The following is a 17,817-nucleotide window of genomic DNA, read 5'->3' on the forward strand; positions in this document are numbered from 1 at the left end:
TCGTGCCGCCGGGCGCTTCAGCAACAGAAAACCAGCCACCAATCATCAATCGCCGGCCAGACACGCGCTCCTGCGCGTGCCGATGTGCCGGCCGCGGAGTCCGGAATGATCTTCGAGCATCTCGATACCTACGGCCACGAGCAGGTCGTGTTCTGCCACAACAAGGACGCGGGCCTGAAGGCCATCATCGCGATCCACAACACCGTGCTGGGTCCGGCGCTGGGCGGCACCCGCATGTGGCCGTACAAGACCGAGGCCGACGCGCTCAACGACGTGCTGCGCCTGTCGCGCGGCATGACCTACAAGAACGCGGTCGCCGGCCTCGACATCGGCGGCGGCAAGGCCGTGATCATCGGCAACCCGGCCACCGACAAGTCCGAGGCCCTGTTCCGCGCCTTTGGCAAGGCCGTGCAGTCGCTGGGCGGCCGCTACATCACCGCCGAGGACGTCGGCATCGACGTCAACGACATGGAGCACGTCTACAAGGAGACCGAGTACGTCACCGGCGTGCACCAGGTCCACGGCGGTTCGGGCGATCCTTCGCCGTTCACCGCCTACGGCACCCTGCAGGGCCTGATGGCCGCGCTGCACGCGAAGTTCGGCAACGAAGAAGTCGGCAACTACAGCTACAGCGTGCAGGGCCTGGGCCATGTCGGCATGGAGTACGTGAAGCTGCTCAAGGAGCGCGGCGCGAAGATCTTCGTCACCGACATCAACCAGGCGCTGGTGGACAAGGCCGTGAACGAATACGGCTGCGAGGCCGTGGGCCTGGACGAGATCTACGACGTCGACGCCGACGTGTACTCGCCCTGCGCGCTGGGCGGCACCATCAACGAAGAGACCCTGCCGCGCCTCAAGGCCAAGATCATCTGCGGCTCCGCCAACAACCAGCTGGCCAACAACGCCATCGGCGACGAGGTCGAGAAGCGCGGCATCCTGTATGCCCCGGACTACGCCGTGAACGCCGGCGGCGTGATGAACGTGGCACTGGAGATCACCGGCTACAACCGCGAGCGCGCGATGCGCCAGATGCGCACGATCTACCACAACGTCAGCCGCATCTTCGAGATCGCCAAGCGCGACAGCATCCCGACCTACAAGGCCGCCGACCGCATGGCCGAGGAGCGCATCGAGGTGATGGGCAAGCTCAAGCTGCCGCTGGGCCGCACCGCGCCGCGCTTCCAGGGTCGCATCCGCGGCGGCGCGTAAACTGGCGCCACGCTGAAGACGACGGGGCCTGGCGCCCCGTCGTTGTTTCTGGACACCGCGCCGGCGCAGGACGCGCCGGTTGCCACGATGGGAGACACCGACATGCGCAGCTTCCCGCTGGGTGAAGAACTCGACGCGTTGCGCGATGCCGTGCGCCGCTTCGCGGACGCCGAGATCGCGCCGCTGGCCGAAGCCGTGGACCGCGACAACGCTTTCCCGCAGGCGCTGTGGCCGAAGCTCGGCGAGATGGGCCTGCTCGGCCTGACCGTGCCCGGCGAATACGGCGGCAGCGAGATGGGCTACCTGGCCCACCTGGTGGCGATGGAGGAGATCTCGCGCGCGTCGGGTTCGATCGGCCTGAGCTACGGCGCGCACTCCAACCTGTGCGTCAACAACCTGTACGCCAACGGCAGCGAGGCGCAGCGGGCGAAATACCTGCCGAAGCTGTGCAGCGGCGAATGGAAGGGCGCGCTGGCGATGAGCGAGTCCGGCGCCGGCTCCGACGTGGTCGGCTCGATGGCCTGCCGCGCCGAGCTGCGCGGCGATGTCTGGATCGCCAACGGCAGCAAGATGTGGATCACCAACGGCCCCGAGGCCGACGTGCTGGTGGTCTATATGCGCACCGCGGGCAAGGACGCCGGCAGCCGCTGCATGACCGCCTTCATCGTCGAGCGCGGCATGAAGGGCTTTTCCACCGCGCAGAAGCTGGACAAGCTTGGCATGCGCGGTTCCAACACCTGCGAGCTGGTGTTCGAAGACTGCGAGATCCCTGCCGAGAACGTGCTGGGCGAGGTCAACCAGGGCGTCAAGGTGCTGATGTCCGGCCTCGACACCGAGCGCCTGGTACTGAGCGGCGGCCCGCTGGGCCTGATGCAGGCCGCGCTCGACGCCGCCCTGCCCTACGTGCGCGAGCGCCGGCAGTTCGACGCCGCCATCGGCACCTTCGGGATCATGCAGGCCAAGATCGCCGACATGTACACCGCGCTGCAGTCGTCACGCGCCTACGCCTACCAGGTGGCGCGCGACTACGACGCCGGGCACAGGTCGCGCATCGATCCGGCGAGCTGCCTGCTGCATGCGTCCGAGGCGGCGGTGCAGGTGGCGCTGGAGGGGATCCAGGCGCTGGGTGGGAACGGGTATATCAACGAGTACCCGACGGGGCGGATCCTGCGGGATGCCAAGCTGTACGCGATTGGCGCCGGCACCAACGAGATCCGCCGGATGCTGATCGGCCGGGAGTTGTTCGAAGGCCGCGGCTGAGGCGCTGACGATGGGGGCTTCCCGCTGGACTGCCCCCATCGCCCCCTTAAGGGGGCAACCTCGTCGTAACGCTTCCTAGAACCCCACCGCGTACCGCAGCGAAGCCATCCGCTCGTCCCCACGCGGCCCGAAGCGCTGGTCATACCCGAACCCCAGCACCGCATTGCGGCCCACCCCGGCCTGCACGCCCACGCCGAACACGCCGCCCGAGCGCAGCGCGTCGTTCCCCGCCATCGGCGCCCAGGCATCGACGCCGACGAAGCTCGCCTGCACGTCGAAGCCGCGGGCCGACAGCGTCTGCTGCCATTCGCCGTAGCCATGCAGGTCCAGGCCCTTCCAGTCGCGCTGGAACCGCAGGCCCGCAATGGCCTGGCTGCGCTCGGCCTCCCAGGCATCGGCGCGCAGGCCGAAGCCTTCGGCGCCGCCTTCACTGAAGCCGTCGCTGCCCAGGCGCACGTGCTCGGCGCCCAGATAGGGCGACAGCGCGAAGCCGGCAAGATCCAAGCGATAGCCGGCCTCGACGCTGGCCATCGTGTAGTCGCCCGAGTAGCGGCTGGCGACGCCCGAGCTCCGGTCGCCGGCGAACAGCCGGCGCTCGATGTCGCGCTGGAAGCGGCCGGTGCCGGCCTGGCCGAGCAGGTAGGCATCGCCCTGTACCCAGCCGGCATAGGCCGTGCCCGAGGTCTGCCGGTCGTGCGAGCGGTCGCCCAGGCCGTCGACGCGGCCGTGCGCACGCGCCTCGCCGAAGGCGAAGCCGGCCACCCGCCCGTTGCCCAGCGCGCTGTCGCTGCCGATCACCCAGCCGTCGAGTGCGAAGCCGTTGCCGGCAAAGCCGCCCTCGCCGCCCCGGCCCAGGCTGCGCTTCCAGACGCCCGCGCCGTGCGTGCCGCCATCAAAGGCGTCGAAACGCGCCGACAGCGCGCGCCGGCCCATGTCGATGGTGTCGAGCGTCATCGCCACCGAATTCGCGTGCAGCTCTCCCGACAGGCTCGACAGCGCCTGGCTTGCACGCGACTGGGTATCGATGCGCTGCAGGTCGCCGGCGATGCGGATGAAGCCTTCGGTCACCGCGCCGCCGCCCCCGCGCTGCAGCCTGTCGAGCACCTGGAATGCGCGCTCCACGCGCTCGGCCGAGGCCAGCGCCGCCGGCCGGATAGCGCCGAAGCCCGCCGCGGTGGCGGCAACGTCGAGGCGGGCGATGGTGAGCCAGACCTCCTGGCTGCCGTAGCTGAGTTCGCCGGCCAGGAAGATGCTGTCGGCCCAGGTGAGCGTGTCGAAGCTGCCGTTGACGCCGCCCTCGGCCTGGATGAGCTGCTCGACGCGCTCGGTCGTGTAGCCGCTCTTGACCCCGGACACGTGCGCGTCGCCACCTTCGATGTCGACGCGACCGGAGACATCCAGCCGCTGGCCAAGCTCGATCGCGAACGTGGCGTCGTTGCGGTGCCGGTAGTCGCCGCCGAGGGTGGTGACGGTGAGCTCGCTGCCGCTTTCGGTGCCGCGCACGTCCACCCGGCCGGCATTGTCGACGTCGCCGTCGACGCCGGTGCCGAAGGCGAAGCGGCCATTCGCGTTCACCAGCACATCGCCGCTCACGCCGCCGCTCACCTCCAGTGAGCCGCCCACCACCTGCAGGCCGCCGGCGTTGCCCGCGTCCGCGTCAAGCACCAGGGTGCCGCTGCCACGCTTGACCAGGCCGCCTTCGCCGGACAGGTCGTTGCCCCAGATCGACGTGATGGCGTTGAAGCTGACGCTGAGGTCGCCCCAGTCCAGCCGTGCCGGCCCGGACACCGCCTTGCCGGCGTCGAGCGCACCGTGGCCGAAAACCTCGTCCAGGCCCGGCGCGCCAAGGTCGGTCGCGGTGCCGAGCAGGGTCTGGCGCACGGCATCGTTGTCGAAGTAGGGAAAGGCTTCCCACACCAGCGCCGCTGCACCCGACACCAGCGGCGCGGCCAGCGAGGTGCCCGCCCAGCGCCAGTACTCGGGCGCGTCGGGTGCGTCGTCGGTCCCGGTCACCACCACCGAGCCCGGCGCCACCATGCAGTAGTCCATGGCGAGGCCGCAGGCGTTCGAGTATTCGGCCAGCTGCGTCGGGTCGTCGCGGTCGAGCGCGCCGACCGTGATCCAGCCGCGCTCGAGGTCGGCCGCCGGACGGCTGCCGTTGGCGCCCGGCTGGCTGGGCAGCGCCGCCATGTCCGACGGGTCGTCGAAGCCGGAGTTGCCGCTCGCGAACACCACGAGCCCGTCGTGCTCCAGGATGAAGGGGCGGTACTCCGAAGCAATGCCATCGGTGGCGTTGGGGTTGGTCCAGTACAGGCCGCCCCAGGAGTTGTTCATGATGCGGACGCCGCGACTGATCAGGTCCTCGTGGATCGGCATGAACCCCAGCGGGCCGTCGACCTCGTTGCCCTCGCCCGAGCCATCGTCCTCCGGCGGTTCGTCGCTGATGATGCGCGCCGAGACGATCTCCGCGCCGGGCGCGATGCCCCCGGGCCACGAGCCGAAGGGCTGGCCGGCCGCCGCCTGCGCCACCGCGGTGCCGTGGCCGACCACGTCGTCCACCGACAGGTCGTTCCGTGAGCCGCTGATGTAGACCAGGTTCGACACCACGCGGTCGCCGAAGGCCGGGTGGCTGCTGTTGACGCCGCTGTCCACGATGCCGATGCGGATTCCGGCGCCGGTGAAGCCGGCGTCGTGGGCGATGTCGGCGCCGGTGAGGAGCAGATGTTCGCTGTAGGCCGGATCCGGCGCATTCACCACCGGCGGCGGAGGCGGTGGCGCCAGCGGCGGCGGGTCCGGACGGACGTTGCCCCCGCCGCCGCCCCCGCCACATGCCGCGAGAAGGGTGGCAGCCAGCGCGGCGGCCGCGAAGGCAAGGGGTTTGCGATGCGCGTGGCGCGCGGTGATCGGCGACATTCCAGCCCTCCCCGACTGGTGGTGCAAGGGGGTTGATTACGCGAAAAACGGAGCGAAGCCAAGTAGGGATGCCCCCAGAACCCCCCCGACGAACGTCCGCTGGCGCCGCCATGTTGCAGTGCGATAATGCCGGGACACATCCACTGGAGTCCTTCCCATGACCGACGTCGTCATCGTGGGTGCCAAGCGCACCGCCATCGGTTCCATGCTCGGCCAGTTCACAGGCGTGCCGACCCCCACCCTAGGCGCTGCGGCGATCGAAGGCGCGCTCGGCCACGGCGGCGTGAGCGCCGACCAGGTCGACGAAGTGATCATGGGCTGCGTGCTCCCGGCCGGCCTCGGCCAGGCGCCGGCGCGCCAGGCCTCGCGCGCGGCGGGCATCCCCGATGCCGCGGGCGCGACCACCATCAACAAGGTCTGCGGCTCGGGCATGAAGGCGATCATGTTCGCCACCGACATCATCAAGGCCGGCTCGGCCAAGGTGGTCGTGGCAGGCGGCATGGAGTCGATGACCAACGCGCCGCACCTGCTCAACGGTTCGCGCACCGGCATCCGCTACGGCAGCGCCGAGTTCCTCGACCACATGGCCTGGGACGGCCTGACCAATCCCTACGACGGCCAGTCCATGGGCGTGTTCGGCGACGCCACCTGCGCGAAGTACGACATGACCCGCGAAGCCGTGGACGCGTTCTCGGCCGAAAGCGCGCGCCGCGCGCAGCAGGCGATCGCCGACGGTGCGTTCAAGGACGAGATCGTCCCGGTGACGGTCAAGACCCGCAAGGGCGACGTGGTCTCCGACACCGACGAGGAGCCCGGCAAGATCGCGCTCGACAGGATCCCCACCCTGCGCGCGGCCTTCGGCAAGGACGGCGTGCTGACCGCCGCGTCGTCGTCGAAGATCTCCGACGGCGCCGCCGCCACGGTGCTGATGTCGGCCGACGAGGCCACCAGCCGCGGCCTGCAGCCGCTGGCCCGCATCGTGGCCCATGCCACCCACGCCCAGGCCCCCGAGTGGTTCACTACCGCGCCGGTCAAGGCGATCTCGAACGTGCTGGAGAAGGCCGGCTGGAAGGTGGAGGATGTCGATCTGTTCGAGATCAACGAAGCCTTCGCATGCGTGGCCATGGCGCCCATGCAGGACCTCGGCATTCCCCACGACAGGCTGAACGTCAACGGCGGTGCGTGCGCGCTGGGCCATCCGATCGGCGCCAGCGGTGCGCGTCTGGTGGTGACCCTGCTGCACGCGCTGAAGGCGCGCGGCGGCAAGCGCGGCGTGGCTTCGCTGTGCATCGGCGGCGGCGAGGCGACCGCGATCGCGGTCGAGCTGGCCTGAACGTTTGCCGGAGCCGTTAACGCGGCCTTTACAAGTTCGACTTCAAACTACCGCTTGACAGTCGATCGAGGCTTGTCATCATGATATCCGGCGCACTTGTGTGCGTTGACCTGATACCACGACGAGGATAAGAAACAATGAGCATGAACAAGCTGCTGATCGCGCTGGCGCTGGGCCTTGGCCTGGCCGCCTGCTCGAACCAGGACCAGGCTGCAAACGCCGCCGCCGACGCTGCCGAGGCCGCCGACCAGGCTGCCGCTGACGCCGCGCTGGCCGGTACTTCCGCTGCCGACGCCGCTGCCGAAAGCGCCGCTGCCGCTGCTGACGCCGCTGCCGATGCGGCTGCCGACGCCGCCACGGCGATCGACGGCTCGGCCGCCGACGCTGCCGCGGACGTGGCCGAAGAGGCTGCCGACGCTGCCGACGAGGCCGCCGACGCGACCGAAGAGGCTGCCGACGAAGCCGTGGACCAGTAATCACTGGGTTCCACAGGTTCGAGAGCAACAAAGCAATATCGGAGGGCCGCTGGTTTCCAGCGGCCTTTCCGTTCCTACCCCGGGCCGAGAACACGGTCCCTTCGATGACGAGGAACCACCCATGAAGATCAAGACCGCCCTCCTGGCCACCGCCTGCATCTTTGTCCTGGCCGCCTGCCAGAACGACACCACCACCGCGCAGCAGGAAGCCGCCGAGGCCGAAGCCGCCATGGAGCAGGCCGGTGACGCCGCCCGCGACGCCGCCGTTGCCGCCGGCAATGCCGCCGAGGCCGGCTGGGACGCCACTGCCGCCGCCACCGAGGAGGCTGCCGCCGAAGCCGGCGCCGCCGCTGACGCGGCTGCTACCGACGCCGAAGTCGCCGCGCAGAACGCCGCCGACGAAGTGGGCGCCGCTGCCGCCGACGCCGAGGCCCGCGCCCGCGAGGCCAGCGCCGACGCGCTGCAGAAGGCCGCCGACGCCGCCGACCGCGCCGCGGAAGACGTTCGCAACTGATCCACGCAAGCCGTACTTCAAGGGCCCGCTCCGGCGGGCCCTTTTTTTGGCTCATCTCCGAACTCCGGGGAACCGGTTCGACGAGGAGTGTCTGCTTCCTTCGCTATCCGTCGCCGTGACCTGGAGGGGCCCCGCCGCGGCCGTGAAGCCTTCGCGGCTCATGTCCCCCGGCATCCGCCTGGCGGCGGATGCCTCCTCCTTGACTTCCCCGCGAAGGCCTCACGGCCACGGCGGGGCTCGGCGTTGCTGCGGCCTCGCGGGATACCGGCTTTGCTCCTGGGGCCACCGCGTACTGCTGCGCACCGGGTGCCAAGGCCCTTGAGAGCGAAGTCAAGGAGGAGGCGATGGCCGCAGGCCAGCGCCGGGGGACATGAGCACTCAAGGGCCTTGGCACCCGGCGCCCGAGAGCATCAATGGCGCGCCATTCCCTCAGTAGGGAGATGAACCTTTTTTCGTGCCCGGCCACCCGCGGGAACGCTCCCGGTATGCTGTTGCGCCTTCCCACGCACCTGACCGGCCACCGCATGCCCGCACTTGCTTCCAGCCTCGATCCGCGCTCGCAGGACTTCCAGGACAACGTCGCCTGGCATCGCGCCCTGGTGGACGAACTCGATGCCCGCCTGGCGCGCGCCGCCGACGGCGGCGGCGACAAGGCGCGCGACAGGCACGTTGCCCGCGGCAAGCTGCTCCCGCGCGAGCGCATCGCCGCACTGCTCGATCCCGGCTCGCCCTTCCTCGAGATCGCGCCGCTGGCGGCCGAGGAGATGTACGACGGCGCGGCGCCCGCCGCCGGCATGGTCTGCGGCATCGGCCGGGTGATGGGACAGGAAGTGGTGATCGTGGCCAACGACGCCACGGTCAAGGGCGGCACCTACTTCCCGATGACGGTGAAGAAGCACCTGCGCGCGCAGGAGATCGCGCGCGAGAACCACCTGCCCTGCGTGTACCTGGTCGACTCCGGCGGCGCCTTCCTGCCGCTGCAGGACGAGGTATTCCCGGACCGCGAGCACTTCGGCCGCATCTTCTACAACCAGGCGCGGATGAGCGCGGAGAACATCCCGCAGGTCGCGGTGGTGATGGGCAGCTGCACCGCCGGCGGCGCCTACGTGCCGGCGATGTGCGACGAGTCGGTGATCGTGAAGGAACAGGGCACGATCTTCCTCGGCGGCCCGCCGCTGGTGAAGGCGGCCACCGGCGAAGTGGTGGATGCCGAATCGCTGGGCGGGGCCGACGTGCACACTGCGGTGTCCGGCGTCGCCGACCACTTCGCCGAGGACGACCGGCACGCGCTGCAGATCGCGCGCGACATCGTCGGCACCTTCAACCGCCGCAAGGTGCTGCCGGTGGCCACGCGCCCGGTCGCCGAACCGCTGTTCGCGGCCGAAGAGCTGTACGGCATCGTGCCGAAGGACACGCGGCGGCCCTTCGACATCCGCGAAGTGATCGCGCGCATCGTCGACGGCAGCGAGTTCCAGGAATTCAAGGCGCGCTACGGCAAGACCCTGGTCACCGGCTTCGCGCACCTGCACGGCTATCCGGTCGGCATCGTCGCCAACAACGGCATCCTGTTCTCGGAGTCGGCGCTCAAGGGCGCGCACTTCATCGAGCTGTGCAACCAGCGCGGCATCCCGCTGGTGTTCCTGCAGAACATCACCGGCTTCATGGTCGGCCGCAAGTACGAGAACGCCGGCATCGCCAAGGACGGGGCGAAGATGGTCACGGCGGTCGCGTGCTCGTCCGTGCCCAAGTTCACCGTGGTCATCGGCGGCAGCTTCGGCGCCGGCAACTATGCGATGTGCGGCCGCGCCTACGGCGCCCGCTTCCTGTGGATGTGGCCGAACGCGCGCATCAGCGTCATGGGCGGCGAACAGGCCGCGAGCGTACTGGCCACGGTCAGGCGCGACGGCATCGAGGCCCGCGGCGACGAATGGAGCGCGGACGAGGAAGAGGCGTTCAAGGCGCCGATCCGCGACCAGTACGAACACCAGGGCAGCCCGTGGTATTCCACCGCGCGGCTGTGGGACGACGGCATCATCGATCCGGCCGATACCCGCCGGGTGCTGGGACTGGCGGTTTCGGCTTCGCTGAATGCGCCCGTCGAGTCTGCCCGCTTCGGCGTGTTCCGCATGTAGGAGCGGCTGAAGCCGCGACCCGCGCCCTCGGCCCCGCGCTACAGCCCGGCCGCTAAGTCCTTGTCGGGCTTCGGATTTGGTGAGCCACGTCACAGGCGTGTGAAGGCGGCTGCGTGCTAATGTCGGAGTTCCCTGATCCCCCGACCGCACCGAGGAAACACCGCGACATGGCCATCTTCCCGCAAGGCTCCGCCAAGAAAGACAGCTCCCTGCCCTTCGGCAAGGATTCCACTCCGCCCGCGCGCGAGCCGAGCCCTGCCGCCGCCGACTTCCAGCCGGCCGAGGCCCCCTTCCAGACCAGCCGCCCGGCGGCCGCACCCGCGCCGGTCCCGCAGGCCAAGGAATCCGTGATCGCCTCCGACCTCACCATCGAAGGCAAGATCTCCGGCAGCGGCCATGTCCGCATCGCCGGCAAGTTCAAGGGCGACGTCAACGTCGAGGGCGACCTCACCATCGACAGCGGCGCCCGCCTCAACGGCGGCGTGCGCGCCAAGCGCGTGACCGTGGCCGGCGAGCTCGAGGGCAACATCGAGTCCGCCGACCGCGTCGAACTGCAGCCGTCCGCCGTGCTGATCGGCGACGTCAAGGCCGGCACCCTCACCGTCGCCTCCGGCTCGCGCATCCGCGGCCACGTCGAGTGCGGCTGGGACGACGGCGCCGCCCCCGGCAAGGGCAAGGACGACAAGGCGCAGAAGGACAAGGACAAGGCCGGCCTCGACCTCGTCTCGTGAGCGCACGACCCGGTGCGGCAGGTGCCACGCGCACCTGCCCGCACTGCAAGACCACGATCCTGGAGAGCGCGACGGTCTGTCCGTCGTGCCGCCACTACCTGCGCTTCGACGACAAGTCGGAGCCGGGCCAGGTCACCCGCGCGCTGCAGGTGGAGGGCGAGATCCGCCACCCCTCCGAAGGCGGCGCCTGGGAATACTCGGTGGTGCTGACCATCCGCGACGATGAAGGCACCGAGGTCTCGCACCAGGTGGTTGGCGTCGGCGCCATCCACCCCGGCGACGCCCGCACCTTCACCCTGGCCGTCGAACTGATGCCGACCAACGACATGCGACGCATGCCGAAGAAGCCGACGTCGCGGCACTGAACCGCGCCCCCGTAGGAGCAGCTATAGCTGCTCCTACGGGGTGCGCGGCTATCATCGGGTTTTCGCTGCCGGAATCGCCGATGTCCTCCAAGCTCACCGTTACCCGGCAAGGTGCGATCGCGCGCCTGTGCTTGCATCGGCCCTCCGTCCACAACGCCTTCGATGATGCGCTGATCGCCGAGCTGACCGCGGCGCTTGACGCCCTGGCCGGCGATGACGCGGTGCGCGCAGTGGTGCTGGAAGGCGCCGGCGCATCGTTCTCGGCCGGTGCCGACCTCAACTGGATGCGCGCGATGGCTTCGGCCAGCGAAGACGCCAACCGCGAGGACTCGCTGCGCCTGGCGAAGCTGATGCGCACGCTCGACGAGCTGCCCAAGCCGACCATCGCCCGCGTCCACGGCGCGGCCTTCGGCGGCGGCGTGGGCCTGGTGGCCTGCTGCGACATCGCCATCGGCGTGCCGGAGGCGAAGTTCGGCCTGACCGAAAGCCGCCTGGGCCTGCTGCCGGCGGTGATCTCGCCCTACGTCATCGCCGCCATCGGCGCGCGCAATGCACGCCGCTACTTCGCGACCGCGGAGATCTTCGACGCGGCCGAAGCCTTGCGCATCGGCCTGCTGCACGAAGTCGTGGCCGCGGATGCGCTGGATGCAGCGCTCGACCGCCAGCTCGACCTCCTCCTGAAGGCCGCGCCCCGCGCCTCGGCCGACGCCAAGCGCCTCGTCCGCACCGTTGCCGCCGCGACCGACCGCGACCGCCTCGACCACGACAACGCCGCACTCATCGCCGGCCTGCGCGTTTCCGCAGAGGGCCAGGAGGGGCTGGGGGCGTTTCTCGACAAGCGCAGGCCAGGGTGGGTGGAGTAAGGGCAAAAGCTTCTTTGGCCACGGATTTGCGCGGATTACGCGGATCAGGCTGAGGCAAGAACAGACTGGATCAGGAGGAACGCATGGATGCGGACTTGGTGGGGCTGATGCATCGGCGGGTCAGCAAGCAGGTGATCGGGACTTTTTTTGATACGTACAACGAGTTGGGGCATGGGTTCCTGGAGAGTGTGTATGAGGGGGCGCTAGCAATCAGGCTGCATGAGTGCGGACTGCGGGTAGAGCGGCAGGTACCTGTGGCAGTGCGGTTCCACAACCACGTTGTCGGCGAATTCCGTACCGATCTGCTCGTGGAGGATTGCCTCCTCGTCGAGATCAAGGCCACCCGCGCGTTGACCGACGCCCACGAAGCCCAGCTCCTCAACTATCTGAAGGCAACCGGGATCCGCGTCGGCCTTCTGCTCAACTTCGGTCCCCGTCCCGACTTCCGTCGCCGCGTTTTCTCATAGACTCCTCAGCCTGATCCGCGTAATCCGCGCAAATCCGTGGCCAAAAAAATGCTCTCCAAAATCCTCATCGCCAACCGCGGCGAAATCGCCTGCCGCGTCATCCGCACCGCGCGCCGGCTCGGCATTGCCACGGTGGCCGTGTACTCGGAGGCCGACGCCAGCGCGCAGCACGTGCGCCTGGCCGACGAGGCATGCCCGATCGGGGGGCCGCGGCCGCAGGACAGTTACCTGCGCGGGGACGCGATCATCGCGGCGGCGCTGGCCAGCGGCGCGCAGGCGATCCATCCGGGCTACGGCTTCCTGAGCGAGAACGCGGACTTCGCCGATGCGGTCGAGGCCGCGGGGATGGTGTTCATCGGGCCGAAGGCGGAGTCGATGCGGCGCATGGGCAGCAAGGCCGGGGCCAAGGACCTGATGGCCGCTGCCGGGGTGCCGGTGGTGCCGGGCTATACAGGCGAGGAGCAGGCGCCGGAGCTGCTCGCGCGCGAGGCGGAGCGCATCGGCTTCCCGCTGATGATCAAGGCCGCGCACGGCGGCGGCGGCAAGGGCATGCGCATCGCGCGCTCGGCCGAGGAGTTCCTGCCGGCGCTGGAAAGCTGCCAGCGCGAGGCGCGCAACGCGTTCGGGCGTGACCGGGTGCTGCTTGAGCGTTATATCGAGTCGCCGCGGCACATCGAGATCCAGGTGTTCGCGGATTCGCAAGGCAACACCATCCACTTGAACGAGCGCGAGTGTTCGGCGCAGCGCCGCTACCAGAAGGTGCTGGAAGAGGCGCCCTCGACCTTCCTGACGCCGGAGCTGCGCACGCGCATGGGCGACGCGGCGGTGCTGGCCGCGCGCACGATCGGCTATGCCAACGCCGGCACGGTGGAGTTCATCGTGGCGCCGTCGGGCGAGTTTTTCTTCATGGAGATCAACACGCGGCTGCAGGTGGAGCATCCGGTGACCGAGATGGTGACCGGTCTCGACCTGGTCGAGTGGCAGCTGCGGGTGGCCTCGGGCGAGCCCTTGCCGCTGGCGCAGGACGCGGTCCCGCAGCGTGGGCACGCCATCGAGGTGCGCCTGTACGCGGAGGATCCGGATGCCGGTTTCCTGCCCGGCTCCGGCCGCCTGCAGCGCCTGCGCCTGCCGGCCGCAGCCGAGGGCGTGCGCGTCGATTCGGGCGTGGTCGAGGGCGACGTGGTCTCGATTTTCTACGACCCGATGATCGCCAAGCTCATCGTCCATGCCGCCGACCGCGACGCCGCGCTGGCGCGCCTGCGCTCGGCGCTGGCCGGCTGCGTGGTGGAAGGACCGAAGTCGAACATCGCCTTCCTCGAACGCCTCGCCCGCCACCCCGCCGTGGTGGAAGGCCGCATCGACACCGGCTATCTCGATCGCCATCTCGACGAGTTCATCGGCGACAGCGATGCGCATGCGCAGGGCCATGCCGAAGCGCGCGCGGCGGCGGCGGTGGCGATGCTGCTCGGCGCCGAGGCCGAAGCCCGCTGCGCGGCCGCCGGCAGCAGCGACCCGGGCTCGCCCTGGGCGATCGCCGATGGCTGGCGACTGGGCCACGCCGGCCTGCGCCGGGTGGTGCTGGGCGAGGGCGACGCGCGTCACGTCGCGGTCGCGCACGGCGCCGGTGGCGACTACCGCATCGGCTTCGAGGACGGGGCGCCGCTGTCGGTCGAGGGCGCGACGATGGCCTCCGGAATCCTGCAAGCACGTTTCAACGGCCGGGGAATGCGCTTTCCGATCGACGCCGATGGCGGTGCCGTGCTGGTCCACGACGGTCGCCGCCGCTGGCGTTTCGAGCGCATCGCCGCCTACGAACCCACGCGCAGCGGCGAGGCCGGGGGCGGCAACCGGGTTGCGGCGCCGATGCCGGGGCGTATCGTGGTCACCCGGGTCAAGCCCGGCGACCGCGTCAGCGAGGGACAGGAATTGCTGGTCATGGAAGCGATGAAGATGGAACTCGCGCTCAAGGCGCCGCGCGACGGCGTGGTCGCTGAGGTGCTTGCCCGCGAGGGCGACTTCGTCGATGCCGACGCCGTACTGGTCATCCTGGAGGACTGAGGTGGCGCTTCCGCGGCAGGTGCGCATCGTCGAGGTCGGCCCACGCGACGGGCTCCAGAACGAATCCACGATCGTGCCCACCGCGGCCAAGATCGAGCTGATCGACCGGCTGTCCGCCACCGGTCTGCAGACAGTGGAGGCCACCAGCTTCGTCAGCCCGAAGTGGGTGCCGCAGCTGGCCGACGCCGCCGAGGTCTATGCCGGCATCGCGCGCCGCGCCGAGGTGCGCTACCCGGTGCTGGTGCCCAACCTGCAGGGCTACGAGCGCGCCCGCGCGGTGGGCGCCGACGAGGTGGCCGTGTTCACCGCGGCGTCCGAAACCTTCAACCGCCGCAACACCAACGCCGGCATCGACGAGTCGCTGGAGCGCTTCGCGCCGGTGCTCGAACGCGCGCAGGCCGACGGCGTGCGCGTGCGCGGCTACGTGTCCACCGTGCTCGGCTGCCCCTACCAGGGCGAGGTGCCGCTGGCCGACGTGGTGCGGGTGGCGAGCGCGCTGCATGCGATGGGCTGCTACGAGATCTCGCTGGGCGACACCATCGGCGTCGGCACGCCCGGCAAGGCGCGCGACATGCTGCTGGCGGTGGCCGCCGAGGTGCCGATGCCGGCACTGGCGGTGCATTTCCATGACACCTTCGGCCAGGCGCTGGCCAACGTGCTGGCCTGCCTGGGCGAAGGCGTGGCGGTGGTCGACGCCGCGGTCTCCGGCACCGGCGGCTGCCCCTACGCCCGGGGCGCCAGCGGCAACCTCGCCACCGAGGACCTGGTCTACATGCTGCACGGCCTGGGCGTGGAGACCGGCGTCGACCTCGACGCCCTGGTCGACACCGGCGCCTGGCTGGCGGGCATCCTCGGACGCGACACGGGCAGCAAGGTCACCCGGGCGCGGGCCGCGGGGTGAGCAGGTCGCTGCCGCCGGATCCACCGCTGCGGCCGTCAAGCGACGGCGACGGCGAGCGGATCCTGACGGAACTCGACGCGGCCGGCCGCGACCCCGCGTTCCCCGCATCCATGCGCGGCCTGTTGCACCAGGCCGCCGAGGCCCTGCGCACGGCGAGCGCCGACGTGCAGGACGCGCAGATGCGCTACCAGGCCCTGTTCCACGCCGTGCCCGACCCGGTGAGCGTGATCGCCGCCGACGGCACCGTGCTCGACCTCAACACGGCCGGCATGGCGGCCTATCGCCGCCCGCGCAGCGAGGTCATCGGCCAGCCCATCCACGTGCTCAATCCCGACCTGCCCTGCGACCACATGGCACCGGTGCTCGAGGCGGTCGATCGCGGCGAGACCTATGTCATCGAGGTCAGCAACATGCGCGTCGACGGCACGCGCTTCCCGGTGGAAGTGCACTCGGCCGGATTCGAGCACGAGGGCCGGCGCTGCGTCGTTGCCGTGGCCCGCGACCTGAGCCGCCGCCGCGAGGCCGAAGCGCGCTATCGCGACCTGCTCGAAGTGATCGACAAGGGCATCCTGATCCAGGACGCGGACGGTTCGCTGGTGCATGCCAACACCGCGGCGCTGCGCATGATCGGCGCCCAGCAGGGCGAACCCTCGCCGCACGGCGACGGCCTGTTCGAACACTGGATGCTGCTGCACGCGGACGGCAGTGAAATGCCGATGTCCGCCTTCCCGGCCATGCGCGCGCTGCACGAGGGCCACCAGGTGGGCGGCACCCTGGTCGGGCTGTATCACCGGGCCCGCAGGCAGCTGCTGTGGCTGTCGGTGACCTCCATCCCCCACTACGCCGCCGGAGCCGACCGTCCGGAACAAGTGCTGTCGCTGCTGTCCGATGTCACCGAGCTCAAGCGCGACAGCGCCCTGTTCGACCGCGTGCAGCTGCTGGCCAGCATCGGCGGCTGGGAGTGGGACCGCGCCAGCGGCAAGCTCTACCTCACCGACGAGGCCGCGCGGATCCTGTCCGGCGCGCAGCCGCCGGCCTCGATGGACAGCATGGCCGACTACCTGCTTCCCGCCGACCGCGCGCGCCTGCGGCAGGCGCTGGACGCGGTCGCCGGCGGCACCGGCTTCGAGCTCGACCTGCAGGGCCTGCGTGGCGACGGCCGGCCGTTCTGGGTGCGCGTGATCGGCGAGAGCGGCACCGGCGTGGCCGGCGCCGCGCGGATCACCGGCACCCTGCAGGACATCACCGTCAGCAAGCACGGCGAGCAGAGCCTGCGCGTGCTCGCGCGCAGCGATCCGCTCACCGGCCTGCTCAACCGCGACGCCATGCTGGAGGAGATCGCCAGCCGGCTCGACGCCGCGGGGGCGGCGCCGGTGGCGGTGCTGTACATCGATCTGGACCGCTTCAAGCTGGTCAACGACGTGCTTGGCCACGCCGCCGGCGACAGCCTGCTCTCGGTCGCGGCCGACCGCCTGCGCGCGTCGGTGGGCGACCAGGGGTTGATCGCGCGCTTCGGCGGCGACGAGTTCCTGGTCGCCTGCGTCTGCGGCGACGATCCCGGGCGTCCCGAGCGGCTCGCCGATGCGATCCTGGATGCCTTCTCGGTCGGCTTCGGCTTCGACAAGGACGAGTTCGTGGTGACCGCCAGCATCGGCATCGCGCGCTCGCCGCAGGACGGCTCGGACACGCAGACGCTGATCCAGCACGCCGACGCCGCCATGTACGAGAGCAAGCGGCGCACCCGCAACGGCCGCCTGGCCTACACCCCGGCGCTGGCGCAGTCGCAGCGCGAGCGGCTGCAGTTCGAGACCCAGCTGCGCCACGCCACCGACAACGGCGAGTTCCACCTCGTCTACCAGCCGCAGGTCGAGCTCGCCAGCGGCCGGGTGCTCGGCGCCGAAGCCCTGATCCGCTGGAACAACGAGCGCCTGGGCGAGATGCGCCCGGACCACTTCATCGCCCAGGCCGAGGGTACCGGCGACATCGTGCGCATCGGCGGCTGGGTGCTGCGGGAAGCCTGCCGCCAGGCCGCCGCCTGGCGCGAGCAGGGCCTGGGCATCGTGCGCGTGGCGGTGAACGTGTCCTACCGGCAGCTGCTGGGCAGCGACCTGACGGCGTCCGTGTGCAGCCTGCTGCAGGAATTCGACCTGCCCGGCGCGGCGCTGGAGCTGGAGTTCACCGAACGCGTGCTGATCGAGGACGCGCCGGAGACGCTGGGCAACTTCGCGGCGCTGCGCGCGCTCGGGGTGACGCTCGCCATCGACGACTTCGGCGAAGGCTACAGCGCGCTGAACTACCTGCGCCGGCTGCCGATCCAGGGGCTGAAGCTCAGCCAGCTGTTCGTGGCCGGCGTGCCCGGCAACCAGTCCGACGTGGCCGTCTGCCAGGCGGTGGCGGGCATCGCGCGCAGCCTCGGCCTGGGACTGGTGGCCGAAGGCATCGAAACCGAGGAGCAGCGGCGCTTCCTGCTCGAACTCGACGTGCCGGTGGGCCAGGGCTTCCTGTTCGCGCCCGGCCTGGCGCCCGACGAACTGGCGCGCCGGCTGCGATCACCCCCACCCCTGTAGGAGCAGCTACAGTTGCTCCTACGATACC

At 70.2% G+C, this 17,817-nt stretch carries 14 protein-coding genes; 13 read left to right on the plus strand and 1 reads right to left on the minus strand.

Translation table 11 applies throughout. The annotated features are described in order from the left end of the window. Positions 1-105 precede the first annotated feature (105 nt). Positions 106-1,209 carry a Glu/Leu/Phe/Val dehydrogenase dimerization domain-containing protein gene (locus tag E2169_RS02645; protein WP_132985047.1) on the plus strand — a complete coding sequence of 368 codons (1,104 nt, stop codon included), beginning with the start codon at positions 106-108 and terminating at the stop codon, positions 1,207-1,209. A gap of 102 nt (positions 1,210-1,311) precedes the next feature. Next, positions 1,312-2,469 (plus strand): isovaleryl-CoA dehydrogenase, encoded by a 1,158-nt coding sequence (locus E2169_RS02650; RefSeq protein ID WP_132985457.1) that lies wholly within the window; start codon positions 1,312-1,314, stop codon positions 2,467-2,469. Between the two features lie 75 nt (positions 2,470-2,544). Here the strand turns inward: E2169_RS02650 and E2169_RS02655 are convergent, their stop codons facing one another. Beyond that, positions 2,545-5,382: an autotransporter serine protease gene (locus E2169_RS02655; RefSeq protein WP_132985048.1), complete on the minus strand. Its 2,838-nt coding sequence runs from the start codon at positions 5,380-5,382 to the stop codon at positions 2,545-2,547. Positions 5,383-5,539: 157 nt separating this feature from the next. On the opposite strand from E2169_RS02655, the gene E2169_RS02660 reads away from it, so the two are divergent. The 11 genes from E2169_RS02660 (at position 5,540) to E2169_RS02710 (ending at position 17,789) form a co-directional block, all read left to right on the plus strand. Then, positions 5,540-6,715, plus strand: a complete 1,176-nt coding sequence (locus E2169_RS02660; protein WP_132985049.1) for a thiolase family protein — start codon at positions 5,540-5,542, stop codon at positions 6,713-6,715. A 137-nt stretch (positions 6,716-6,852) separates the two neighbouring features. Further along, on the plus strand, positions 6,853-7,191 hold the full coding sequence (locus E2169_RS02665) for a hypothetical protein (RefSeq protein ID WP_132985050.1): 339 nt from the start codon (positions 6,853-6,855) through the stop codon (positions 7,189-7,191). 121 nt (positions 7,192-7,312) lie between these two features. Beyond that, entirely contained in the window at positions 7,313-7,705 is a 393-nt protein-coding gene (locus E2169_RS14515; protein WP_132985051.1) for a hypothetical protein, read from the plus strand. Positions 7,706-8,229: 524 nt separating this feature from the next. Next, positions 8,230-9,837, plus strand: a complete 1,608-nt coding sequence (locus tag E2169_RS02675; protein ID WP_132985052.1) for a carboxyl transferase domain-containing protein — start codon at positions 8,230-8,232, stop codon at positions 9,835-9,837. Positions 9,838-10,004: 167 nt separating this feature from the next. Then, positions 10,005-10,568: a bactofilin family protein gene (locus E2169_RS02680; protein WP_132985053.1), complete on the plus strand. Its 564-nt coding sequence runs from the start codon at positions 10,005-10,007 to the stop codon at positions 10,566-10,568. Next, positions 10,565-10,933, plus strand: a complete 369-nt coding sequence (locus E2169_RS02685) for a hypothetical protein (RefSeq protein WP_132985054.1) — start codon at positions 10,565-10,567, stop codon at positions 10,931-10,933. Before E2169_RS02680 ends, E2169_RS02685 begins: the two co-directional genes overlap by 4 nt. Before the next feature lie 80 nt (positions 10,934-11,013). After that, entirely contained in the window at positions 11,014-11,796 is a 783-nt protein-coding gene (locus E2169_RS02690) for an enoyl-CoA hydratase-related protein (RefSeq protein WP_132985055.1), read from the plus strand. An 83-nt stretch (positions 11,797-11,879) separates the two neighbouring features. Continuing rightward, positions 11,880-12,263 (plus strand): GxxExxY protein, encoded by a 384-nt coding sequence (locus E2169_RS02695; protein WP_132985056.1) that lies wholly within the window; start codon positions 11,880-11,882, stop codon positions 12,261-12,263. A gap of 48 nt (positions 12,264-12,311) precedes the next feature. Next, positions 12,312-14,321 carry an acetyl/propionyl/methylcrotonyl-CoA carboxylase subunit alpha gene (locus E2169_RS02700; RefSeq protein WP_132985057.1) on the plus strand — a complete coding sequence of 670 codons (2,010 nt, stop codon included), beginning with the start codon at positions 12,312-12,314 and terminating at the stop codon, positions 14,319-14,321. Position 14,322: 1 nt separating this feature from the next. Further along, a complete protein-coding gene (locus E2169_RS02705) occupies positions 14,323-15,222 on the plus strand; it encodes a hydroxymethylglutaryl-CoA lyase (RefSeq protein ID WP_194461755.1) in 900 nt (299 codons plus the stop codon). After that, complete coding sequence (locus E2169_RS02710; protein WP_229659104.1) at positions 15,219-17,789, plus strand: sensor domain-containing protein; 2,571 nt, start codon at positions 15,219-15,221, stop codon at positions 17,787-17,789. Before E2169_RS02705 ends, E2169_RS02710 begins: the two co-directional genes overlap by 4 nt. Positions 17,790-17,817: the final 28 nt, after the last annotated feature.

The sequence above is a fragment of the Luteimonas terricola genome, from assembly GCF_004352845.1.
Classification (GTDB): domain Bacteria; phylum Pseudomonadota; class Gammaproteobacteria; order Xanthomonadales; family Xanthomonadaceae; genus Luteimonas; species Luteimonas terricola.